Raw genomic sequence first — 22790 nt, 5'->3', positions numbered from 1 at the left:
GTAACCCAAGATTATTGAGCTGATGACCATGTCTGATAAACAACCTCTGTTTCCACTTTCTGCAGGACAGCTGTTCATCAACGGTGAGCGTTGCATGGCAACGTCTGGCGAAACCTTTGAGTCCGTCAATCCCGCCAATGGTGAGTTGCTGGCGCTGGTACAGCAGGCTGCCGCTGAAGACGTGGAGCGTGCTGTTGCTGCGGCAGAGGCTGGCTTCAAGGTCTGGTCGGCCATGTCTGGTATGGCACGCGGACGGATCCTGCTGCGTGCAGCGGCCATCATGCGTGAGCGTGCTGAAGAAATTGCCCGTCTGGAAGTCACCGATAACGGCAAGCCATATCAGGAAGCGATTGCTGTCGACGTGCCTACCGGTGCAGATGTGATTGAGTATTACGCTGGTCTGGCAGGTGCCGTGCAGGGCGAGCATCAGCAGCTCAGCCCCAATCAGTTTTTCTATACCCGTCGTGAGCCACTGGGAGTATGCGCTGGCATTGGCGCCTGGAATTATCCATTCCAGATCGCCTGCTGGAAGTCGGCTCCGGCACTGGCGTGTGGCAATGCCATGATCTTCAAGCCGTCAGAGGAAACCCCTCTGTCAGTATTGCTGCTGGCCGACATCTATAAAGAAGCAGGACTGCCTGATGGCGTGTTCAACGTTATTCAGGGCGATTATCGCGCGGGACAGTATCTGTCACGCCATCCTCGCATCGCCAAAGTGTCCTTCACCGGTGAAAGTGGCACCGGCCGCAAAGTCATGGCAGATGCTGCTGCGTCACTGAAAGAAGTGACCATGGAGCTGGGTGGTAAGTCACCGCTGATTATTTTTGAAGACGCCAAACTGGCCAATGCCGTGACCGCAGCGCTGATGGCTAACTTCTACACCCAGGGCGAAGTGTGCACCCACGGTACCCGTGTTTTTGTTCATCGCAGTCTGTATGCCGAGTTTGTAAGCGAAGTGGTCGAGCGCACTAAGGCGTTGAAGATTGGTGACCCGCAGGATCCTGAAACGCAGATTGGCGCACTGGTTTCGGCCAAGCACATGGAAAAAGTGGTCAGCTACCTGGAGAAGGGCAAGGCATCAGGCGCCACGCTGGCCGTGGGCGGCAATCGCGTTACCCGTGACGGGCTGGATAAAGGCTGTTTTGTCGAGCCAACGGTATTTACCGATTGCACTGATGACATGCCACAGGTGACGGATGAGATCTTTGGTCCGGTGATGTCCGTGCTGGTCTTCGATGATGAAGAGGAAGTCATCTGTCGTGCCAATGGCACGCCTTATGGTCTGGCCGCAGGCATCTTCACTCAGGACCTGTCACGCGCTCATCGGGTGATTGCGCAGATCGAAGCCGGGATTTGCTGGATCAATACTTATGGTGGCTCGCCAGCGGAAATGCCTGTCGGTGGTTACAAGCAGTCCGGTATCGGCAGAGAAAACGGATTGCAGACCATTCATCACTACACCCAACTGAAAAGTGTGCTGGTTGAGCTGGGTGATGTCGAAGGTCCTTACTAATTCTGGTTGTCCAGGCTGGCTAACCAAACACGATTGCAACGAGGCAAGACCATGACCAAGGCGAGCGCCTACGACTACATCATCATCGGCACCGGCTCTGCGGGCTGTGTGCTGGCTAACCGGCTCAGCGAAGACAGCGATTCCAAGGTGCTGGTACTGGAAGCCGGGCGTAGGGATGACACCTGGAAAATCCATATGCCAGCTGCCCTGACGTACAACCTGATGGATAAGAAGTACAACTGGTACTACAGCACTGAGGAACAGAAGCATCTTAATAACCGCAAGATGTACTGGCCACGCGGCAAGGTATGGGGCGGTGGTTCTGCGCTGAACGCCATGGTTTATATTCGTGGCCATGCGTTTGACTATGATCGCTGGGTCCAGGAAGGCGCTGAAGGCTGGAGCTATGCCGAGATTTTGCCGTATTTCCGTAAAGCAGAAACCCGGCAGGTAGGTGGTAATCCCTATCACGGTGACAGCGGCCCGTTGCATGTGCATACCGGTGATTTCCCCAACCCCCTGTTCAGCGCCTTTATTGAAGCAGGCAAGCAGGCGGGCTACCCCTACACCGAAGATATGAACGGTTATCAGCAGGAAGGCTTCGGTGTGATGGACATGACCATCCGTGATGGCAAGCGCTGGAGTACAGCACAGGCCTACCTGCGCCCGGCGCTGGAACGCCCCAATCTGACGGCGGAAGTGGGGGCGCATGTCACCCGCATTCTGTTCGAGGGGCAGCGTGCTGTGGGGGTCGAATACATTCAGGATGGCCAGACGGTGCAGGTGCGCGCCGAACGGGAAGTCATCCTCAGTGGCGGTGCCATCAATTCGCCCCAGACCCTGCTGTTGTCGGGTGTTGGCCCGGCTGACGAGCTGCAGGCGCTGGGGATCAAGGTAGTCGCAGATCGCCCGGGAGTGGGGCAGAACCTGCAGGATCACCTGGAGATCTATATTCAGCAGGCCTGTAAAAAGCCGATCACCCTGTTTGATTCCACCAAGATGCACAAGCAGGTGGCGTGGGGCGTCGAGTGGTTCCTGACCAAGAAAGGCTGGTGCTCAACCACTCATCTCGAAGCCGGTGGTTTTATTCGTACCGAAGCCGGTGTTCAGCATCCTGACATCCAGTATCACTTCCTGCCCGGTCTGGTAAATGATCACGGTCGGGATCAGGGAGACTGTCATGCGTTTCAGGCACACGTGGGGCCGATGCGTCCTACCAGCCGCGGCTATATCAAGCTGCGCTCGGCCGATCCGTTTGAATACCCTGAAATTCAGCCAAACTATCTGGAAACGGAACGGGATCTCTGGGAAATGCGCCAGAGCATCAAGCTAACCCGTGAGATTTTTGCCCAGTCGGCGCTGGATAACTTCCGCGGACATGAAATTCAGCCCGGTGAGAAGGTGCAGACGGACGCGGAAATCGACGACTTTATCCGTCGCCGTGCTGACAGTGCTTACCATCCTTCATGCTCCTGCAAGATGGGCAGCGCTAATGATCCGATGGCCGTCGTTGATAGCAATGGCAAGGTGTTTGGTGTTGAAGGGCTGCGCGTGGCGGATGCCTCCATCATGCCCAGTATTGTCAGCGGTAACCTCAATGCGCCCACCATCATGATGGCGGAAAAGCTGTCTGATGCTATTCGCGGACGTAAGCCGCTGGCACCCAGTGATGCACCGGTATGGATTCACCCGCACTGGCAAACCGAGCAGCGCTGAGGGCGGGAAACGCCAACTTTGAAGAATGTCGTGAGCATGTCCGCCAGCGGAGGTGCTCCGGCCTGTGCAACAGCACAGAGCAGGACGGGGAGCAGCGCAACGTATGGCTGCTATCCGGGTAGTAATCCGGTTGCGCAGGTTGCTGCGCCACTGGCGATAACAACGAATAACAAATAATCAGCTACTAACTGACAACCCCCTGATCAAGATAGAGAAAATGAGCTTGCCCTCTCAGTCGCCGCGATAGCGGCGCACCGAAAGGGACTGAGTCACTTCATACTTGGACCCGCCTGATGCGGATGTCCAGGGCTTACCCAGAGCTGTCTGCTGGCGTGTGGCGCCACAGACAGGAGCAACCAAGTAGAAGGACATCGATATGGCAAAAGCACTCGTCAATCTCACTCTGGCTGTCGGCCTTTCGGCAGTTGCAAGCGTTAGTCTCGCTGCAGGTTCCTGCGAAAAGGTCCGTTTTTCAGATGTTGGATGGACTGACATCACCTCAACCACAGCACTGGCCAGCGAAGTGCTGACCGGCATGGGCTACTCGCCCACCACGCAGCTGCTGTCGGTTCCCGTGACCTATACCTCACTGGCTAATAAGGATATCGATGTATTCCTGGGCAACTGGATGCCAACCATGGAAGGGGATATCAAGAAGTATCTGGATGCCGGTACCGTGGTCAGTCTCAAGGCCAACCTGCATGGTGCTAAATACACCCTGGCGGTGCCCAAGTACGTCTATGACGCAGGGGTGACCAGCTTTGCGGATATCGCCAAGAATGCCGACAAGTTCCAGGGCAAGATTTACGGTATCGAGCCAGGCAACGACGGTAACCGCCTGATTCAGGACATGATCAAGAAAGATGCCTTTGGCATGAAGGACATGGAGCTGGTTGAGTCCAGTGAAGCGGGCATGATGTCGCAGGTGGCTCGTGCGGTGCAGCGCAAGCAGTGGATCGTATTCCTTGGCTGGGAGCCGCATCCCATGAACAGCAAGTTTGAAATGGCTTACCTGTCGGGTGGTGATGACTACTTCGGTCCCGACTTCGGTGGTGCGACGGTATACACCAACGTGCGTAAGGACTATGCCGCTGACTGCCCCAACCTCGGCAAGTTCTTCAACAACCTGGACTTCAGCCTGAAGATGGAAAACGAAGTCATGGGCTCCATCCTTGATGACAACATGCAGCCCAATAATGCGGCGCAGTTGTGGCTGCAGAATAACCCGGATGTGCTGAACAAGTGGCTGGAAGGTGTAACGACCCTGGATGGCAAACCTGCTCTGCCTGCTGTTAAAGCCTATCTTGGCCTGTAATTTAGATTGGAATTGAGGTGTCCGCATGGACTGGCTAACTGGTCATAAACTCCCGTTGGGTCACTGGATTGAAAACGTCGTCAATTGGCTGATTGCCAACGGATCGAGCTTTTTTGATGCAGTTTCCTGGTTACTTGAGGGCGTGATCATGGGCCTGGTGGGAGTGCTTAATGCATTCCCACCACTCGCCCTGGTCGCAATCGTTGGTGTCTTTGCCTGGTGGCTGCAGCGCCGTGTTGTTCTGACAATTTTTGTAGTGGCATCCTTGTTGCTTATCCTCAATCTGGGGTACTGGCGCGAGATGCTCGATACGCTGGTGATGGTGCTGATGGCAACCTTCCTGTCGGTGTTGATTGGTATACCTATCGGTATTGCCGCTGCTCACCGGCCATGGATGTATCAGTTCCTGCGTCCGATTCTGGACCTGATGCAGACCATTCCCACGTTCGTTTACCTGATTCCTACTCTGATCCTGTTTGGTCTGGGGGTGGTGCCAGGTCTGATCTCGACCATTATCTTCGCGATACCCGCGCCGATTCGCCTGACCTATCTGGGTATCAGTAAGGTGCCTGGCGAGCTGCTGGAAGCGGGTAAGGCATTTGGTGCCACACCAATGAAGCTGCTGTTCCGTGTTGAACTGCCTGCGGCGATGCCCAGCATCACTGCCGGAGTCACACAATGCATCATGCTGTCATTATCGATGGTGGTGGTTGCGGCGCTGGTAGGAGCCGATGGTCTCGGCAAGCCAGTGGTGCGTGCACTGAATACGGTCAACGTTTCGCAAGGCTTTGAAGCTGGTCTGGCAATTGTATTGCTGGCCATCATTCTGGATCGTCTATGCCGTCGACCCGGAGCATCGGAGGAGTAAGCATGGCTACAGTGGAAATTCGTGATCTGGATGTCATTTTTGGCAAGAACAAGGCTGAAACCCTGAAGCTGATGGATCAGGGGCTTAGCCGCTCTGAGATTCGCAAGCGTAATGGTGATGTGGTCGGGGTAAAAGGAGCCACCATCAGTGTCGAGTCAGGCGAGATATGCGTGCTGATGGGCTTGTCTGGCTCAGGCAAGTCCAGTCTGCTGCGCACGGTCAATGGGCTGAACGACATCGCGCGTGGGGAGTTATGGGTTGAGGATGGCGATCGTCGTGTCAACGTCGCCAGCTGTGATGAGGCCACCTTGCGTCACCTGCGTACTCACCGTGTTTCCATGGTGTTCCAGAAGTTCGCTCTGATGCCCTGGCTGACGGTGGCGGAGAACGTCGCCTTTGGTCTGGAAATGCAGGGCATGAGCCGCAAGGAATGGACCAAGCAGGTGGAGGAGAAACTGGAGCTGGTCGGGCTGTTTGAGTGGCGAAACCTCAAGCCCAATGAGCTGTCAGGTGGTATGCAGCAGCGCGTTGGCCTTGCCCGTGCGTTCACTATGGATACCGACATCCTGCTGATGGATGAGCCTTTCTCGGCGCTGGATCCGCTGATTCGCAGTCAGTTGCAGGATGAGCTGATCACCCTGCAGAAGCGCCTGAACAAGACCATTCTGTTCGTCAGCCATGATCTGGATGAGGCGCTGAAAATTGGTACTCACATTGCCATTATGGAATCTGCACAGATCGTCCAGGCGGGTGCGCCTGAGGACATCGTCCTGCATCCCAGCAATGACTATGTGAAGAACTTCGTTGCTCATACCAATCCGCTGAAGGTGCTCAAGGGTAAGAGCCTGATGACACCGCTGGATCGTCTGGCCGAAGATCCGGTCAGTCATCAGATCGACATCGGCTCTGCTATGTGTCTGGTCAAGAACGAGCAGGGCAAGATTGTCGCCCTGAAGAGTCATACTGCCACGGTGCCTTTTACCGACTGGCAGTGTAACGGCAGTATGGACGGCATCCAGAAAGGGATGGCGGTGATGGCGCCTGCTGAAATAGGCATGCGCGAAGCCATGGAAATTCGCTATCGCACAGGTCTGCCGGTCTGCCTCGAGCAAGAGGGTAACTGTGTTGGTGTGCTGACGGATGAGGATTATTACGAAGCGCTGATTTGATCCGGGTCAGGCAAAGGCCGTGTCACCTTTGCCTGCAGGATGCTCATGGGTGGTGCTGCAAAGGCTAGTGGGAAGATGGCGTCCACTGGCCTTTGTTTTATCTGTTTATGCGTTACGGGTCGCGAGATAGCGCTCGATAGTATCGACGATGGTTTGTGTGGAGGGGTCAATCTCGAGATTGATCTTGTCACCAGCCTTGGCTGAGCCAAAGGTCGTGACGCCCAGCGTCTCAGGAATCAGGAATACAAAAAAGCCCTTCTCGGTAAGCCCGGCGATAGTCAGGCTGCAACCATTCAGTGCAATGTAACCTTTGTCCATCAGATACTTGCGATAGGCATCAGGTACCTCAAAAGTGAGCTTGCAGTTGTCGGGGAAGTCTTCACGGGCACTGATGACCGCCAGATCGTGAATATGCCCTGACGTCTGATGGCCACCTATTTCATCGCCAATGCGCGCAGCACGCTCAAAGTTGGCGACGCTGCCGACATCCAGCTCACCCAGATTGGTTATGCGCAGGGTAGAGGCAATCACGTCAAAGTGTGCGTCATTGCCGTGAATTTCAGTTGCCGTCAGGCAGGTGCCGTTGATCGCCACGCTGGCGCCGGGTACCAGTCCAGCTGTTTTGCCTTCAGGAAAACTCAGTACCAGCGTACAGAACTCTTCTTTGCGAATCAGGCTTTTAACTTTGATCAGGCCTTGCACTATACCGGTGAACATGGAGGCAGCTCCGTCAGACATTGAGTGCCGACATGATAGGGCAAACGGCGAAGTGAATGTAGTCCGGAGCAGGCAGCGACCGACATCGTCGTCGGGCTGCCTGAGTCGATAATGGAAGGGGGTGAGTTACATGGCAACGAAGCCGGGTGTCTGGGTCACGCGCTCAATCCAGGCATGGATGGCTGGATAGCGACTCATATCAAAACCGCCTTCATGGGCGATATGGGTGTAAGCAAACAGCGCATTGTCGGCAATGCTGTAGTGGGAATTGACCAGATACAGGCTCTTTTCCAGCTGGCGCTCCATGATGTCGAGGGCTTTGTAGCCCTTTTCCAGCAGCGTTGGCAGTTCTGCGCGGCGAGCGTCGTCTGTCCCTAGAAATTTGTTGATAAAGCGAGCGGGTGCCAGATAGGGCATATGGCTGCTCTGCTCGAAGAACATCCACTCCATTACCTTGGCGTGAGGGAAAGCCGGATCAGGCCAGTAATGTGTGCCGCGGGCAAGAAAGGTCAGGATGGCGTTGGACTCATACAAATATTCCCCCGGTGCTATCTCCAGTACAGGCACCTTGCCACAGGGGTTCTTGGCGAGAAATTCAGGAGTACGGCTGTCGCCGTTGCGGATATCGACTTCCACCCAGCGGTAGGCAATGCCTTCCTGTTCCAGCATCAGTTTGACCTTGTAGCTGTGGCCGGAGGCAGACATACCATAGAGAGTCATCATAGTTGCAATCCTTCGTTATTGTTCTTGCTGGTTGATCGGAGCGACCCCGTTGTATTTGCTCCGATGCGTTCTAACTGTGGGCTATAGATTGATTCTTTTCCAGTTCAGCCTATGCTTGTCCGCTTTCTTTAGCGGTCGGCCAAGAGGCAAGAGTAAAAAGTGAATCAAGTGACCATGCCGTCTCATTCAGCAGGTCGTATTCTCCTGGCTCCCATGGAGGGGCTGGTTGACCACATCATGCGCGATATGCTGACGCAGATTGGCGGTATTGATGAGTGCGTGACTGAGTTTTTGCGCATTACTGATCAGTTACTGCCTGTAAAGGTGTTCAAGCGTATTTGTCCCGAAATTGATAATGCGTGGCGTACGCCGGCCGGTACACCGGTGGTGTTGCAGTTACTGGGAAGTGATGCCGACTGGATGGCAGAAAATGCCCAGCGGGCCGCCCGTTTGGGTACGCCAGCGCTGGATATCAATTTTGGTTGCCCTGCTAAAACAGTTAACCGGCATCGTGGTGGTGCGGTGCTGCTTGAAGAGCCTGAGACACTTTTTGCCATTGTTCGGGCAGTGCGCCAGGCAGTGCCAGATAACATTCCTGTGACAGCAAAAATGCGTTTGGGTTACAAGGATCGCTCGCTATTAATGGAGAATGCCAAAGCCATTGAAGAGGCTGGGGCAAGTCAGCTGGTGATTCATGCGCGCACCAAGGTTGAAGGGTACAAGCCACCTGCACACTGGCAGGAGATTGAGCCTGTCCGGCAGCAGCTGGCTATCCCTGTGGTAGCGAATGGCGATGTCTGTACGGTGGAGGATTATCATGCCTGCCGTCAGGCAAGTGGTTGTCAGGATGTCATGATTGGTCGTGGACTGGTGGCACAACCCTGGCTGGCGCTACAGATTCGTGCGTCCTTGAGTGGACAGGAGAGGGCGGCACCGGTGCTGGCAGAGATAGCACCCTGGCTGGAGTGGTTTCTGCAGCGAAATCAGCAATTAATGCTCAGCAAGTTTGCTCCCGGTCGGGTTAAACAATGGCTGAAAATGCTGGCTGGAGCAATGCCTGATTTACGTCAGTGGGTGGAGTTGCTTCAGTCTGAGCGTGACCCTGAGCGTTTTGCCGAGCGTGTGCACGCCGTAGTGCAGGAGTTGTCGGCAGCAAGCTAGGCAGATGGCGATGACTGCTTACAGAAGCAGCCATCGCGAATCTTCATGCTGTCTGGAGAGCTTTAGGTTAGCGCATTGAACTGCAGCATAGCGTCGGTTTTGGCGCGAATAATCCGATGCCGAATTTCGTTCAGCATTTGCAGTAGCAGGTCGCTGTGCCACTCATAAGGCGTCCGCTCTTCTGCCGCAATGAGCGCCGACTCCAGATCTTCAAGAACGTAATTGAGTGTGGGGTGCCTGGCATGCTCACGGATGTCTTGCAGGGTAGCGACTCCCTCGCCGGGCCAGACGCACTGCCCCCATTCAATCAGCTTTAGTTTGGCCAGCTTGGGTTGGTTCGCATGGCATAGCAGCGCCAGTTCTTCGTAAATTTCGCTTTCGTTGGCAATCTGCTTCTTTTCTTCCTGTTGCTGCTGCAGCTGATCCAGATAGCCTTCCAGACGATGTACCTTCCGACTTAACCACCAGGCGCGACCTGCCACCAGCAGGGCAAGCATTAACGCCAGTGCTGCCAGTGCTGGCCACAACAGGCTGGAGGGCGTTGCTGTTGGCTGATTACTCTGCAGTGGGATATCGGTGGTCTGTCCGTCAACGCCCGGTGGAGCAAGACGGGTTGTGATAGCACCTGAGGTGGTGTCAGCGTTCTGATCACTTGCTGTGGCAGCTCCCGGCGCCTGAACGTCTGCTGTCTGCGCTGGCAGGGGCAGATTATCCATGGCAGAGGTGTTGATATTCCACCAGTTCAGTTGCCAGTCGGGCAAGGTGAAACGTCCCGGTTTGTTAAAGGTAAACCGTTGCACGACACTCAGGGTCGATTCAATGCCATCAGTGCTGGTGATGTCGTTGTGGCTGGCAATGCCCTGGTCAATGGTGATCCCATCAATTTGCGGCAGGGGCGGCAATTGCAAGCTGGCGGAAGGTAAACCGCTTATCTTGATATTGAGTGTTCGTTCGCGACGATCACCAGGTTTCAGATTGGTGAGAGGTTGATTCCAGCTGGCATCCATCTGCAGGTCATAAGCTGGGTTAAGCGGGCTGGCTGCCGCTTCCTGCAAATTGAAGTTATGCGGTGCGGTTGAGAGTGATGCTGTTTGGGCGTTGCCATCTTCGGTCTGAACGTTACCCACAAAGTTGAAGGCAGGCAGGGTGTAAGTGCCCGCAGTATCGATATAAAGCAGGTAATTGCGCTGTACATGGCGAATTTTGCGTCCATCCAGCGTCTCGTCCACAAAGGGAGCAGGATTGTTCAGCTCCACCAGTCTTGCATCGCCAAGATCAGGCGGGATGATGCGAGCTGCAGGCAGCAGAGAGCCCTGATGGTTCAAATGCAGCATGACTTTTATCGGCATGCCGGGCATCAGATGAGGAGGCTCTTTGAATTCGATATCGAAGGAAACCAGAGGTACAGCTGGAGCTGCGGCGGTTTTCCTGGTCTCCTTGTTTTCGCTGAGCGCGGCCTGCTGTTCTTCGGTCAGTGCCGCATCTTCAGGCTTATTGGCATCGGAGCTACCGTCGCTGCTGTCGCCATTCCCATTGCTGTCGGCGTAATAGCCACCGGTCTGTTGTACCGAGTCACCGTTATCAGAGTTGATCGTGCCAGTGACTTCATTGCCAAAGGTCACGGATGCAGAGGCATTAACATTCAGCTGCAGCGACTCGCTGCTTTCATTGCCAACTTTAATGGGAGGGATATTGAGCGAACCGGTCTGGCGCGGTTTGAGTTGCACCTGCCAGCGTGTCGTCTTCTGCATGCTGTTATTGGCATAACGAAAGACGCTGTTAGCCCGGCTACCGAGCACATCGAAATCACGGTTCAGCGAAGCGAGTTGTGGTGGCTGATCAACGACGGCACCACTGACCATCAACGTCAAAGTAACGGTTTCACCCAGGCGGACATTGGACTGCGCCAGCTCTGCTGTCACTTCCGCGAATGCTGAGGCTGAAAACATCCAGATGCCAGAGGCGAACAGCAAAGCCTTACGAGACATCGACTTCGTCCTTCCCAAACACATGTACCGGCATCTTACTGAATGCGGCCGCCGCTGGGTAGCATCGCAACTCATTCGATTCAGCCGATAACCTGGGTGCGCAATAAAGGTAGATATTGAAGGTCGGGCAGGGCAGTAGAGCGCTATGGCCTATCGATTGGTATGGTGGAATCGAAGAGGGGTAATTTTGAGGCAGCTGGGTATAATAGCCGCGCCTTAGAGAGGAGGGGTTATGGTGTATTCGTTGGTGCGTCCGTTACTGTTCAAACTGTCTGCTGAAACAGCGCATGAATTGACACTGGAGTGGCTGGCTGCTGCGGCTCGCCTGGGTTTGACTCGGCTGTGCGCGGACACGGATGCCAGCAAACCTGTACAAGTAATGGGTCTGCGTTTCCCTAATCGCGTCGGTTTGGCTGCCGGGCTTGATAAAAATGGTGCGTGCATTGATGGGCTGGCTGCCCTGGGTTTTGGCTTTCTGGAGATTGGCACTGTCACTCCTCGTCCTCAGGCAGGCAACCCCAAGCCCAGACTGTTCAGGCTGCCAGAGCGACAAGCCATCATCAACCGCATGGGCTTCAATAATCACGGTGTTGAACAGCTGATCCGTAATGTGAAGTCGTCCTCATTTGACGGAATTCTGGGTATCAATATTGGTAAGAACGCCGTTACCCCAGTGGAGAGTGCGCTGGATGACTACCTGCTGTGTCTGAATGCGGTCTATGCCCACGCCAGCTATATCACGGTTAATATTTCTTCTCCCAATACGCCCGGGCTACGTACGTTGCAATATGGCGAGTCTTTGAAAGCGCTGCTCGGTCCCTTGCATGAGCGGCGTCTGCAGCTTGCGGCGGAAGGCGGGCGCAATGTGCCGATTGCTGTGAAAATAGCGCCCGATATGACGGCCGATGAATTCCGGATGGTGGCTGATACGTTGGTCGAGTCAGGAATGGATGCTGTGATTGCCACTAATACAACCCTATCGCGCGATGCTGTGGCGGGTGTTCGTCATGGTACCGAAGCAGGTGGACTGAGTGGACTGCCGGTTCGTGAGGCATCGACCCAAGCCATTCATGTCCTGAGTGAGCACCTGAAAGGGGCGATACCTATCATCGGTGTGGGCGGCATCCTCGAGGGCAATGATGCACTGGAAAAGATTCAGGCAGGTGCAAGCCTGGTGCAGCTGTATTCAGGTTTGATTTACCGTGGACCCGCACTGGTGCGTGAGTGTGTTGATACATTGAACGCGGTGGCGGTCTGATAACGAAAGCGCAGCCGCAAGCGTAATTTTCGCCAATCTGTAGATACAAAAACGCCAGCTAAACAGCTGGCGTTTTTGTATCACTAGTATCTGCTGTTACAGATCAGAGCGCATTGGCCTGTGCATCAGCATTGCCGATGTAGCTGGCCGGAGTCATGGCTTTCAGATCGGTCTTGACCTGCTCTGGCAGCTCCAGTCCATCGATAAAGGCTTGCATGGCAGCCTGATCGATCACTTTGCCGCGAGTCAGAGCCTTGAGTTTTTCATAGGGCTCAGGGATGCCATAGCGACGCATTACGGTCTGTACGGCTTCACCCAGCACTTCCCAGCTGTTGTTCAGGTCATCGTTCAGTCGCTGAGCATTCATTTCCAGCTTGCTGACGCCTTTCAGACTGGCTTCATAAGCGATCAAACTGTGGCCCATGCCTACGCCGAGATTGCGCAATACGGTGGAGTCAGTCAGGTCACGCTGCCAGCGAGAGATGGGTAGTTTGCTGGCGAGATGCTGAAATACGGCGTTAGCGATGCCCAGATTGCCTTCGGAGTTTTCGAAGTCGATAGGGTTAACCTTGTGCGGCATGGTGGAAGAACCCACCTCACCGGCAATGGTGCGTTGCTTGAAGTAACCGAGGGAGATATAGCCCCAGACGTCACGATCAAAATCAATCAGGATGGTATTGAAACGCGCGATTGCATCGAACAGTTCGGCAATGTAGTCATGCGGTTCAATCTGGGTGGTATAAGGGTTGAAGGTAATGCCAAGGCTTTCGACAAAAGTCTGTGCGTTGGCTTGCCAGTCAACCTCAGGATAGGCGGCCAGATGAGCGTTATAGTTGCCTACCGCTCCGTTGATTTTGCCCAAGAATTCGATTTTACCGATCTGCTCAACCTGGCGACGCAGGCGATAAGCCACGTTAGCCATTTCCTTGCCGAGGGTAGTCGGCGAGGCTGTTTGGCCATGAGTGCGAGACAGCATTGGCTGGGTGGCGTACTGTTGAGCCAGTTTGCTTACCGCATCAACAATCTGCTGCATTGAAGGCAGCAGCACTTTGTCGCGACCTTCCTGCAACATCAACGCATGTGACAGGTTGTTGATATCTTCGGACGTGCAGGCGAAGTGAACGAACTCGCTGATCGCGTTCAGTTCTGGCACGTCTTGCAGTTTTTCCTTGATGAAATATTCGACGGCTTTGACATCGTGGTTAGTGGTGCGTTCGATGTCTTTGATACGCTGAGCGTCTTCCAGACCAAAGCTGTCAACCAGGCGATCCAGAAACGCATTAGCTTCTGTGCTCAGTGGTTTGACTTCGTTGATCTGTGGATGGCTGGCAAGGCGCTGCAGCCAGCGAATTTCTACAGTAACCCGAAAACGGATCAGGCCGTATTCACTGAAAATGGCGCGGAATGGTGCTGTTTTGCTACCGTAGCGGCCATCAATGGGCGATACAGCGGTGAGGGCGGATAATTCCATCAGAGCGTCTCGCAGCTTCCTGATTGATGATTTAGGTAGGGTAGGGACAGCACATTACTGTGCCATCCCCCCCGTAGAACCGTGCGTGCGACTTTCACCGCACACGGCTCGAGCAGATTAAACTAAGCCCACTTAGTGGACCGGCTTGTTTACTGTTAAACCACAGCTATGAACCTGAGCATGACACACAGGATGCAAAAGTACCCGATTCCTCAGTGTGTCGTCACCCCCTTGTGAGCGGTAAACGATATGATGGTCGTGCCATCCTGTTTCTTTGGTAACCGGTTCCTTGCATAACGCACAGCGACCTTTCTGCTGGGTGTACAGACTGGCAATCTGCTTACGATACTTCAGCTTATTCAGCATCCGACTCATTCGCAGCGCCTCACCTGTGGCTTCCATGTCGGGATCGAAGGGGTTGTAGTCCCCCGCGATCTTTCTGTGTCGTTCTATCGGTGTACTGGCCAGCGCGTACAGCGCTACCACCGACTTGTCGCCCCACTCATTCTTTACCGTGGCGGCAAACACCTTTGAGCGTTCACCAATGGGGCGGAAATATTTATCCATTACCCATGGTAGCTCCTTGTTTGGGTGTCGACGCTTAGCCCATTTTCGTACCGCCTGAGCAATCAGGTCGTCCAAACGGCTGAACGTTGCCTTGGCCACCACCGGCTGATGGTACAAAGCCCATCCTTTCAGCACCGGGTTCAGCAGGCGAATCAGATTCTCCTGCTTAGCGGTTTTATTGGCGTCGATGATTTCCTTGACCTTGCGATAGAACGCTTGCACGTTTTTCTTGCTTGGTTTGATCAGGAGCTTGCCGCCGTATTTGCGGAAATTCCATCCCAGAAAATCAAAGCCATGGTCAATGTGGACGACATGCGTCTTTTCCCCGGACAGTTGCAATCCCCGCGTGTGCAGGAATGTTTCTACCCAAGGCCGGATGTCATTTTCCAGTACCTCTTTCGAGGCGCCTGTGATGACAAAATCATCCGCATACCGCACAACATTAACCTTGTCCTGTTTGGAACGCTTTCTCCCCAGATACTGCTGAAGCTCACGTTCCAAACCGTCCAACGCCATATTAGCCAAGGTCGGAGAAATAATTCCCCCTTGTGGCGTTCCTGCCTCTGTCGACTGGAGCTGGCCCTTGTGGACCACCCCCGCTTTCAACCACTTGGTCAGTACCTGCCTGTCCGTAGGGACATGCTGGACCAGCCAGTCGTGATTGATATGGTCAAAACAGCCTTTAATGTCTGCCTCTAACACCCATTGGGCTGACGCCTTTTTGGCGAGGCACACAAAGAGCTGACCCATGGCGTCCGCAGTTGACCGTTCGATCCTGAAGCCGTAGCTGTTGGGATCGCCCCGTGTTTCCGCGACAGGAGCCAATGCCAGCAGGTATAACGCCTGCATGGCCCGGTCATACATGGTGGGGATGCCCAGAGGACGTTCCTTCCCATTACTCTTGGGGATATACACCCTGCGCAGAGGCAGAGGGCGATACCCCCGGCGTTTCAATGTTTCCGCCGCCAGTTGTTTACTTTCGGGCGTATCCCAGAGTACGCGGTCGACTCCCGCCGTGCGCTTACCCTGGTTCTCAGTCACTCGCCGCACCGCCAGTAATCTGGCTGAACGTGAGCGGGTCAGCAGCCGTTGCAGGGCTTTCACCCTCCGCCATTTGCCTTCCTTACAAGCCTTCGCAATACGAATCTGCATTCCTCTGACGTTCCGTTGCACACGTTGCCAATCGACCTCGTGCCACACCAACGGTCCGCCGGTAGGCGCAGACATCACGCTTTCGCGCGTCAGTTCTTTCATGCTGCCTTCCTTATTCAAGACCATGATCCTGAACGAAGACAGCATTCTCCCTGACGGGAAAAACTGTCCCGTCAGGGGTAGAGCAACAGGCAGACTCAGGGTCTGCCGAGTGTGTAGTAGGGTGAACTCAGGGTTCACCGAAGTGTTTAATGGTCTCAAAGGTAAGAGGGTAACAGCCGCCTTACGACGATCTGCCAAGTGGAAGTCTGCCCGGTTTCCCGTGGGGTGACATTAAAACCCCTATCCATCCTATTACCGGATGGCCTTCGCTTTCTCCACCCTCCCATAACCGCACAGCCAACAGATTGCCTCACGGCGCTCCTGCCCCGAAGGGCAGCTATACGGTCTTACCACGTTCCCTGCTTACCACACGACTGGGTTAGGGACTGCCTCTTCGCCGATGGCTCTCATGACGACGTATCCTCACCTCCTACGAGGATAACCGGCCACACACCTTTTGGTTCAAGCCTGTCAGCAGTTTAGGCTTGTCAATGCTTACGACGTTTATCAGCAGTTCACTTACGTTTCCCCTACCAGCCAACCTAGCCCCTCATCCCGGTACTGCTCCGAGAATCCGTTGCCACTTCTCACAAAGTGCCAGCGCCCCTTGCGGGAGGGTTACATTCCGGGGGAGCTTCACACAAGGCAGTTACCCGCCCTGCATGTCCCCGTGGGTTACTGTTGGTCGTACAACAGGTCGACTTGTCCGCCGAAACGGACCCCGACAATGGTAAACAGAGCTTTAGCTCTGAACCTCTTGATTAAGTGAAAACGGAAGACGGGCTTCCGCTATGGCACCTACAGCTCTTCCTGAGCGACGTCCAATTTTTCATTGTGCTGATTGGATTTGGGCTCCGATCCTTGCAGTGTCCCTTTACTGTTTCCTGATCATCCCGTTACCGGAATACGCCGTACAACCCTGTACGACGACAACAATGGACCGAGGTCCATTAATCAGGTATCTCTGAACATACCGGCTAAGATATGCACTCCTGTGGCGAACCGCAGGACTGACGTGCCGAGACAGGCGTCAGGGTGGGTACATCCGTACCAAAAGGCTCTTCTCGTCCTTGCGGACAACCATCCTGCATTAGGATGGCCCCGGCAGCCGAAGCGTCTGCCCGTCCTCTGCCATATAGACCTCCAGCCGAGACTGGATTGACGTATCGAGGAGACCGTCGGGTGGGCACATCCGTGCCAAAAGGACCTTCGTATCCTTGCGGACAGCACTGCCCACTGGCAGCGCCCTGATAGCCGAAGTAACTACCAGTGCTCCTGTCTCTTCAGACAACAGCTCAACGAGCTGCCCCCACCTGCCGGAGCTGGTTGTGGGTATCAAGAGGACACGCTACACGTGTCGCACAGGAGGCGGCATTATAGCGGAACTTTGTCTGCGTGGCTCAACTAAATAGGGGTTGGGTATGCTGTCTGGGGTGGTGTGAAGGTGGCCAGCACTGAGGCTGGCTACCGATATTTACAGGATGACTAGTAATGGCTGCCTTGCAGTTTTTTACAGGCATCAAGCAGTTTGCTGCGAGAGAAGATGAGTTGCCAGCGGCGGCCACCCAGCTGGCGCCACTGGCGTGCCGCTCTGATACCTGCCAGAAGCAAGGCACGAATGCGGTTAACGTTCTGACTGTCACGCAGGTTAGCCGGATTACCTGCCACCTGAATACGGAATGTAAAGGTACTGAGTGTATCCTGATAAAGCCCCGCAAGAGCAGCTAGCACATTGGCATGGCAGTACTTCTCCCTAGCGCTCTGTGCTTCATCGTCAGCAAAGAAGCTGGCTTGACGTTCAATGTCTGGCATTTTAGATGCAATAGCACCGAGCATGTCCCCGCGTTTATCCAGCTTGCGCTCAAGGTGTAGCAGGCTGATGGCATAGCGGATAATGTCCCGGTTCTGATCAGTATCCTTTTCGAGCATGGCACGCAGTTCTCGTAAGCCGGGGGCCAGCGAAAAATGCAGCTCATCGTAATCACCGTAAACATCGCTTGCCTGGTCTGGATTCATCACAAACAGACTGCCGATTGAGGTCTCAAAGGGGCCAGGAGAAAACGAGTTACGCTTGGCAATATCATCAACCAGTCTTGCAACCTGAAAGACAGCAGCCAGGGCCATCGCCTGGGACTCATAGGGCGTTGCCATGGATTATTTACCCTGATCGCTGAAGGTGAACTCGATGACTCCCCCGCCCAGACAGCGGTCATCACTATAGAACACAACAGACTGGCCGGGAGTAACTGCACGCTGAGGCTGATCAAAAGAGACTCTGTAGCCTACACCGTCTGGATGGCGCTCTATTACACACTCCTGGTCAGGCTGACGATAACGGGTCTTGGCTTTGCAGCGGTAGGGAAGCTCTGGGCCCTGACCATCAATCCAATAGATCCTGCTGGCATCCAGGCCCTGGCTAAACAGCAGTGGATGATCTGACCCTTGAGTCACTACGAGCACATTTCGCTCCAGATCTTTTTGAGCAACATACCAGGGGGCGTCACCAAAATCTTTCAGGCCGCCAATCCCCAGGCCCTGTCGCTGGCCAAGAGTGTGGTACATCAAGCCCTGATGCTGGCCAAGTACCTGACCCTCGGGCGTTTCAATGTTGCCAGGTTGTGCTGGTAAATATTGTTTAAGGAAGTCGCTGAAGCGGCGCTCCCCAATAAAGCATATTCCGGTACTGTCTTTTTTATTGTGTGTGATCAGCTCGTGCTGCTCGGCCAGTTTGCGTACTTCAGGTTTTGGCAATTCGCCTACCGGGAACAGGCATTGCGACAGTTCTTTCTCGCCCACTGCATGCAGGAAGTAGCTTTGATCCTTGTTAGGGTCAAGGCCTTTTAGGAGTTGTGTATGGCCACTGCTGTCATCTCGGCGTACGTAGTGGCCGGTGGCAATCAGGTCAGCGCCCAGCATGTGTGCATAGTCGAGGAAGGCTTTAAATTTGATTTCGCGGTTGCAGAGTATGTCTGGGTTAGGGGTGCGACCTGCTTTGTACTCTTCGAGGAAGTGCTCAAACACGTTGTCCCAGTATTCGGCGGCAAAGTTGGCCTTGTGCAGCTTTATACCAAGCTTGTCGCAGACAGCCTGTGCGTCGGCCAGGTCATCCATGGCAGTGCAGTATTCAGTGCCGTCATCCTCTTCCCAGTTCTTCATGAACAGGCCTTCAACCTGATAGCCCTGTTGTAACAGCAGAAGTGCAGATACAGAGGAGTCTACGCCTCCAGACATGCCTACGATGACTTTGGTTTGAGCTGGGTTCATTCGTTTTCTTTCAATATAAGAGCGGACTTGCCGTATCGGATCTGTTTGCTGATGCAGATCGGCCAGGGAGGTCTAGTCAGACTGAATAGTTGAAGGGTGACAACATAGGGTCTTCCTGCACTATTTCCAAGGGGTAGCGCTTGCCGTCCAGATAGTCTTTGATTGCCCGACCCACCAGATGTGAGCGCCAGCAATCTGGTTGCTGGAGAATGCCCCGAGGATCAAGCCAGTCGGCGCGCAGTATATCAGGATCAAGCCGGGAGCTCAGCTGTTGTATGGGCGTGGCGGCAAAGCAAACTCTGCAATAACTGTCTCCATTGGGGGCAGCGAAGGTATAAATACCGAGAAGATACGTTATTTTTACCTGCCAGCCGGTTTCTTCAAGTGTTTCTCGTTGTGCCGCTGCTATCAGGGATTCTCCAGACTCCCAGTGTCCAGCAGGCTGATTCCAGACGGTAGTGCTGGCGTTAGGCTCTGTGGCTCGCTCTTCAACCATCAATACTTTGCCATCGTGCTCAACGACGGTGGCTACGGTGGTATGTACTGCTGCGTTTGCTGGACTCATGTGATCGCTTTCCAGAATTGCCAGTTATTGTTCTGTTTTTGGGTGACTGTCGTTGATTTTTTGTCGTACTTCCAGTGGGCACACTAACTTCCAGGCATTTAAACTGTCCCGGTAACAGGTCTTCAAGTTTCCATTCACCGATGGCTGCACGAACCAGCCGTAAAGTTGGGTAGCCGACGGCAGCCGTCATACGGCGAACCTGACGGTTTCTCCCTTCCTTTATGGTGATTTCAAGCCATGACGTGGGGATGTTTGCCCGAAAGCGTACAGGAGGGATTCGTTCCCAGAGATGAGGTTGTTCAATGCGACTCACCTGGGCAGGGAGAGTCGGGCCGTCCTTGAGTGTTACTCCCTGCCGCAGCGCATTTATCGCCTCGGCAGGAATATTTCCTTCAACCTGAACCCAATAGGTCTTCGCCATTTTGTTATGAGGATTGGCAATGGCGTGTTGTAAAGGTCCGCAGTCTGTCAGGGCCAATAGTCCTTCCGAGTCATAGTCCAGTCTGCCCGCAGGGTAGATATCAGGCACATCTATGTAGTGCGCCAGCGTTTGGCGCTCTCCTTCGTCTGTGAACTGACACATGACTTGGAATGGTTTGTTAAACAGATAAAGGGTGGCCATCAGCTGGTTTTGTACCGGATCGTCGAGGTGAATGTAGCTATGGTAAGAGAAAGGTCAGTCCATGCAAAAACATTATGTTCATCTTCGGCGACTACATGACGCCAGTCAGCGCCGTTGCTGATTATTTGTTCAGCAGGCGGGCAGGATTTTCGACTAAAGCGGTAGTATTACTACAAAAATAAGCCTACTGCGATCTGGTTAACAGGCGTATACTTCCGTCTCCCTCTTGTTCTACTAAAATCATCATCACGGAGCTGAGAATGGGATACCAGAAGATTCAGGTGCCTGAGAACGGTCAAAAAATTACCGTAAATGCGGACATGTCATTGAATGTCCCCAACAACCCCATTATCCCCTTCATCGAAGGTGACGGTATCGGTGTTGACGTTAGCCCTGTAATGATCAAGGTTGTCGATGCTGCCGTTGAGAAAGCCTACGGTGGTGAGCGCAAGATCGCTTGGATGGAAGTATACGCGGGTGAGAAAGCTACCCAGGTTTATGATGAAAATACCTGGCTGCCAGCTGAAACTCTCGAAGTCGTTAGAGACTACGTTGTAAGTATCAAAGGCCCTCTGACTACTCCAGTAGGCGGTGGTATTCGTTCTCTGAACGTAGCTCTGCGTCAGGAGCTGGATCTGTACGTTTGCCAGCGCCCAGTGCGTTGGTTTACTGGTGTACCCAGCCCTGTAAAAAATCCTGCTGATGTAGAAATGGTGATCTTCCGTGAGAACTCGGAAGACATCTATGCTGGCGTTGAGTGGAAAGCCGGCTCGCCAGAAGCTGAAAAAGTGATCAAGTTCCTGACCGAAGAAATGGGCGTCAAGAAGATCCGCTTCACTGAAGGTTGTGGTATCGGTATCAAGCCTGTATCTGAACAGGGTACCAAGCGACTGGTGCGTAAAGCGCTTCAGTACACTATCGACAACGACCGTTCCTCACTGACCTTGGTTCACAAGGGTAACATCATGAAGTTCACCGAAGGTGCCTTCAAAGAGTGGGGCTATGAAGTTGCTCGTGATGAGTTCGGTGCTGAGCTGTTGGATGGCGGTCCATGGATGACCATGAAAAACCCCAGAACTGGCAAGCAGATTGTTATCAAGGACGTAATTGCTGATGCTATGCTGCAACAGATTCTGCTGCGCCCAGCTGAGTATGATGTAATTGCAACTCTGAACCTGAACGGTGACTACCTGTCTGACGCACTGGCTGCGGAAGTGGGCGGTATCGGTATTGCTCCAGGTGCCAACCTGTCTGATGATGTAGCTATGTTTGAAGCTACTCACGGTACTGCTCCAAAGTATGCGGGTCAGGACAAGGTGAACCCTGGTTCTGTCATCCTTTCTGCTGAAATGATGCTGCGTCACATGGGTTGGACTGAAGCTGCAGATCTGATCATCAAGGGTACAGAAGGCGCAATTGCTGCCAAAACTGTTACCTATGATTTTGAGCGTCTGATGGAAGGTGCCAAGCTGCTGAAGTGCTCAGAGTTTGGTGACGCTATCGTCGCTAATATGTAATTGGTTTTTCCACTCAGTGTGACTGAGTGGAGATAACTGAGCTTGAACGCCCGCGCTATTCATATAGCGCGGGCGTTTTTGTTTTAGTAGATTGCAGATGTATAAAGTTGTCTGAAGTAACTGGTCGGTGTTGGGTAAGGTTACAAGGCTGCCTCTAAGTTGACATAAAAGGCGTGAACGAACACTAAATAAAGTGTGGGTGGGAGGTTCTCCCACCTTGTCATCTCAATACTGAAGCCCCACAACATACTCAAATGGAGTGGGTAGGTTATAGGTCTATGAGACTGAGTCTAACGAAGATGGATCGTGAAGGGGGCGGATGTTGATGGCATGCGTGCCTTTAGGTCCCGGTGCTGTCTCAAACTGGACTCTCTGTCCCGCTTTTAAGGTCTTGTATCCCTCCACTTGGATAGCGGAGTAGTGAACAAACAGATCTTCGTTGCCACCGTCCTCGGCCAGAATGAATCCGTAACCTTTGGCATTGTTGAACCACTTTACTTTCCCTGTGTGCATGACAACGTCTCCTACATGACTGACAGTTATTCGTTATGCGGCCACATCATAGCAGATGGCATTGCATCCTGTAACAAGATGCAAGCTCGATAAAGTTTTGTAAGTTGTGTTAAGGCAGTCTGGCACAAATTCCCATGGTCTGCCAGCGTTGAAGTTGAGAGTTTTTGTACTCACTAATTAGGGTGGAGTCACACCAGAACCAGAAGTATGATTCCAGAGGGAAAACTTAAGGAGAAGCGAGAAAACATGAGTATTTGGCTCTCGGGAGATCATGATCCAGACTCGGGTCATGGACTCGTTGTTCAGCCTGCCAAGCCTCAGCTTAAAGCGCCGCCTATGTATCAGGTGGTCATGCTGAACGACGATTACACCCCGATGGATTTTGTGGTCCATGTATTGCAATACTTTTTCAACATGGATGAGGAAAGTGCGACTCAGGTTATGTTGGCTGTGCATCATCAAGGAAAAGGAATCTGCGGCGTGTTTCCCAAAGATGTTGCTGAAACTAAAGCGCAGCAAGTCAATCAGTATTCGCGCCAGAGTCAGCATCCACTGATGTGTGAAGTGGAGCGGGTTGGTTAAACCTGAA

General features: G+C 53.6%; 19 protein-coding genes. 9 read left to right on the top strand and 10 right to left on the bottom strand.

All coding sequences use genetic code 11. From position 1 onward, the window contains the following. Positions 1 to 28 precede the first annotated feature (28 nt). The 5 genes from betB to choV all read left to right on the top strand — a co-directional run bounded on the left by betB (position 29) and on the right by choV (position 6581). Entirely contained in the window at positions 29 to 1513 is a 1485-nt protein-coding gene (gene betB / locus QCD60_RS24750) for a betaine-aldehyde dehydrogenase (protein ID WP_279789442.1), read from the top strand. 51 nt (positions 1514 to 1564) lie between these two features. After that, entirely contained in the window at positions 1565 to 3229 is a 1665-nt protein-coding gene (gene betA, locus QCD60_RS24745) for a choline dehydrogenase (RefSeq protein ID WP_279789439.1), read from the top strand. 376 nt (positions 3230 to 3605) lie between these two features. After that, on the top strand, positions 3606 to 4544 hold the full coding sequence (locus tag QCD60_RS24740; RefSeq protein ID WP_104154029.1) for a choline ABC transporter substrate-binding protein: 939 nt from the start codon (positions 3606 to 3608) through the stop codon (positions 4542 to 4544). 25 nt (positions 4545 to 4569) lie between these two features. Continuing rightward, a complete protein-coding gene (gene choW, locus QCD60_RS24735; protein ID WP_104154028.1) occupies positions 4570 to 5412 on the top strand; it encodes a choline ABC transporter permease subunit in 843 nt (280 codons plus the stop codon). 2 nt (positions 5413 to 5414) lie between these two features. Further along, complete coding sequence (gene choV / locus QCD60_RS24730) at positions 5415 to 6581, top strand: choline ABC transporter ATP-binding protein (RefSeq protein ID WP_279789436.1); 1167 nt, start codon at positions 5415 to 5417, stop codon at positions 6579 to 6581. Between the two features lie 105 nt (positions 6582 to 6686). On the opposite strand, the gene QCD60_RS24725 is transcribed toward choV, so the two are convergent. Beyond that, a complete protein-coding gene (locus tag QCD60_RS24725; RefSeq protein WP_279789434.1) occupies positions 6687 to 7298 on the bottom strand; it encodes a riboflavin synthase subunit alpha in 612 nt (203 codons plus the stop codon). A gap of 126 nt (positions 7299 to 7424) precedes the next feature. Continuing rightward, positions 7425 to 8021 carry a glutathione S-transferase family protein gene (locus tag QCD60_RS24720; RefSeq protein WP_279789432.1) on the bottom strand — a complete coding sequence of 199 codons (597 nt, stop codon included), beginning with the start codon at positions 8019 to 8021 and terminating at the stop codon, positions 7425 to 7427. 159 nt (positions 8022 to 8180) lie between these two features. On the opposite strand from QCD60_RS24720, the gene QCD60_RS24715 reads away from it, so the two are divergent. Next, the gene (locus QCD60_RS24715; RefSeq protein ID WP_279789430.1) at positions 8181 to 9182 is read left to right on the top strand and encodes a tRNA-dihydrouridine synthase family protein; all 1002 of its coding nucleotides are present in this window, start codon (positions 8181 to 8183) and stop codon (positions 9180 to 9182) included. A gap of 62 nt (positions 9183 to 9244) precedes the next feature. Here the strand turns inward: QCD60_RS24715 and QCD60_RS24710 are convergent, their stop codons facing one another. Continuing rightward, entirely contained in the window at positions 9245 to 11170 is a 1926-nt protein-coding gene (locus QCD60_RS24710) for a BatD family protein (RefSeq protein ID WP_279789428.1), read from the bottom strand. A 232-nt stretch (positions 11171 to 11402) separates the two neighbouring features. Between QCD60_RS24710 and QCD60_RS24705 the strand changes: the two genes are divergently transcribed. Continuing rightward, positions 11403 to 12428, top strand: a complete 1026-nt coding sequence (locus QCD60_RS24705) for a quinone-dependent dihydroorotate dehydrogenase (protein ID WP_279789426.1) — start codon at positions 11403 to 11405, stop codon at positions 12426 to 12428. Positions 12429 to 12531: 103 nt separating this feature from the next. Here QCD60_RS24705 and purB read toward each other — a convergent pair whose 3' ends face one another. The 6 genes from purB to QCD60_RS24675 form a co-directional block, all read right to left on the bottom strand. Continuing rightward, a complete protein-coding gene (gene purB / locus QCD60_RS24700; protein WP_279789423.1) occupies positions 12532 to 13899 on the bottom strand; it encodes an adenylosuccinate lyase in 1368 nt (455 codons plus the stop codon). Positions 13900 to 14031: 132 nt separating this feature from the next. Continuing rightward, positions 14032 to 15720 carry a group II intron reverse transcriptase/maturase gene (ltrA, locus tag QCD60_RS24695; protein ID WP_279789421.1) on the bottom strand — a complete coding sequence of 563 codons (1689 nt, stop codon included), beginning with the start codon at positions 15718 to 15720 and terminating at the stop codon, positions 14032 to 14034. A gap of 1485 nt (positions 15721 to 17205) precedes the next feature. After that, positions 17206 to 17871 carry a high frequency lysogenization protein HflD gene (gene hflD, locus QCD60_RS24690; protein ID WP_279789419.1) on the bottom strand — a complete coding sequence of 222 codons (666 nt, stop codon included), beginning with the start codon at positions 17869 to 17871 and terminating at the stop codon, positions 17206 to 17208. Between the two features lie 3 nt (positions 17872 to 17874). Further along, positions 17875 to 18999 carry a tRNA 2-thiouridine(34) synthase MnmA gene (gene mnmA, locus QCD60_RS24685; RefSeq protein ID WP_279791060.1) on the bottom strand — a complete coding sequence of 375 codons (1125 nt, stop codon included), beginning with the start codon at positions 18997 to 18999 and terminating at the stop codon, positions 17875 to 17877. A 61-nt stretch (positions 19000 to 19060) separates the two neighbouring features. Then, complete coding sequence (locus QCD60_RS24680; RefSeq protein ID WP_279789417.1) at positions 19061 to 19549, bottom strand: NUDIX hydrolase; 489 nt, start codon at positions 19547 to 19549, stop codon at positions 19061 to 19063. Continuing rightward, the gene (locus QCD60_RS24675) at positions 19500 to 20171 is read right to left on the bottom strand and encodes a pseudouridine synthase (RefSeq protein ID WP_279789415.1); all 672 of its coding nucleotides are present in this window, start codon (positions 20169 to 20171) and stop codon (positions 19500 to 19502) included. Before QCD60_RS24675 ends, QCD60_RS24680 begins: the two co-directional genes overlap by 50 nt. A gap of 260 nt (positions 20172 to 20431) precedes the next feature. On the opposite strand from QCD60_RS24675, the gene icd reads away from it, so the two are divergent. After that, positions 20432 to 21688 carry an NADP-dependent isocitrate dehydrogenase gene (gene icd / locus QCD60_RS24670; protein WP_279789413.1) on the top strand — a complete coding sequence of 419 codons (1257 nt, stop codon included), beginning with the start codon at positions 20432 to 20434 and terminating at the stop codon, positions 21686 to 21688. 276 nt (positions 21689 to 21964) lie between these two features. Here icd and QCD60_RS24665 read toward each other — a convergent pair whose 3' ends face one another. Continuing rightward, complete coding sequence (locus tag QCD60_RS24665; protein ID WP_104154015.1) at positions 21965 to 22201, bottom strand: cold shock domain-containing protein; 237 nt, start codon at positions 22199 to 22201, stop codon at positions 21965 to 21967. Between the two features lie 246 nt (positions 22202 to 22447). Between QCD60_RS24665 and clpS the strand changes: the two genes are divergently transcribed. Further along, positions 22448 to 22783, top strand: coding sequence for an ATP-dependent Clp protease adapter ClpS (clpS, locus tag QCD60_RS24660; protein ID WP_110186355.1), 336 nt, complete (start codon positions 22448 to 22450; stop codon positions 22781 to 22783). Positions 22784 to 22790: the final 7 nt, after the last annotated feature.

This window comes from Pokkaliibacter sp. MBI-7, from assembly GCF_029846635.1.
Classification (GTDB): Bacteria; Pseudomonadota; Gammaproteobacteria; order Pseudomonadales; family Balneatricaceae; genus Pokkaliibacter.
Note: the sequence above shows the minus strand (reverse complement) of the source record. Positions and strands in the feature narration are given on the sequence as shown.

Bases quoted from the DNA above. Each gene is read 5' to 3' on its own strand.
- choV (WP_279789436.1), top strand. From the start codon at position 5,415: ATGGCTACAGTGGAAATTCGTGATCTGGATGTCATTTTTGGCAAGAAC.
- betA (WP_279789439.1), top strand. From the start codon at position 1,565: ATGACCAAGGCGAGCGCCTACGACTACATCATCATCGGCACCGGCTCT.
- QCD60_RS24680 (WP_279789417.1), bottom strand. From the start codon at position 19,549: ATGAGTCCAGCAAACGCAGCAGTACATACCACCGTAGCCACCGTCGTT.
- hflD (WP_279789419.1), bottom strand. From the start codon at position 17,871: ATGGCAACGCCCTATGAGTCCCAGGCGATGGCCCTGGCTGCTGTCTTT.
- QCD60_RS24705 (WP_279789426.1), top strand. From the start codon at position 11,403: ATGGTGTATTCGTTGGTGCGTCCGTTACTGTTCAAACTGTCTGCTGAA.
- QCD60_RS24710 (WP_279789428.1), bottom strand. From the start codon at position 11,170: ATGTCTCGTAAGGCTTTGCTGTTCGCCTCTGGCATCTGGATGTTTTCA.
- ltrA (WP_279789421.1), bottom strand. From the start codon at position 15,720: ATGAAAGAACTGACGCGCGAAAGCGTGATGTCTGCGCCTACCGGCGGA.
- QCD60_RS24740 (WP_104154029.1), top strand. From the start codon at position 3,606: ATGGCAAAAGCACTCGTCAATCTCACTCTGGCTGTCGGCCTTTCGGCA.
- purB (WP_279789423.1), bottom strand. From the start codon at position 13,899: ATGGAATTATCCGCCCTCACCGCTGTATCGCCCATTGATGGCCGCTAC.
- icd (WP_279789413.1), top strand. From the start codon at position 20,432: ATGGGATACCAGAAGATTCAGGTGCCTGAGAACGGTCAAAAAATTACC.
- QCD60_RS24665 (WP_104154015.1), bottom strand. From the start codon at position 22,201: ATGCACACAGGGAAAGTAAAGTGGTTCAACAATGCCAAAGGTTACGGA.
- QCD60_RS24725 (WP_279789434.1), bottom strand. From the start codon at position 7,298: ATGTTCACCGGTATAGTGCAAGGCCTGATCAAAGTTAAAAGCCTGATT.
- clpS (WP_110186355.1), top strand. From the start codon at position 22,448: ATGAGTATTTGGCTCTCGGGAGATCATGATCCAGACTCGGGTCATGGA.
- QCD60_RS24675 (WP_279789415.1), bottom strand. From the start codon at position 20,171: ATGGCCACCCTTTATCTGTTTAACAAACCATTCCAAGTCATGTGTCAG.
- QCD60_RS24720 (WP_279789432.1), bottom strand. From the start codon at position 8,021: ATGATGACTCTCTATGGTATGTCTGCCTCCGGCCACAGCTACAAGGTC.
- betB (WP_279789442.1), top strand. From the start codon at position 29: ATGTCTGATAAACAACCTCTGTTTCCACTTTCTGCAGGACAGCTGTTC.
- choW (WP_104154028.1), top strand. From the start codon at position 4,570: ATGGACTGGCTAACTGGTCATAAACTCCCGTTGGGTCACTGGATTGAA.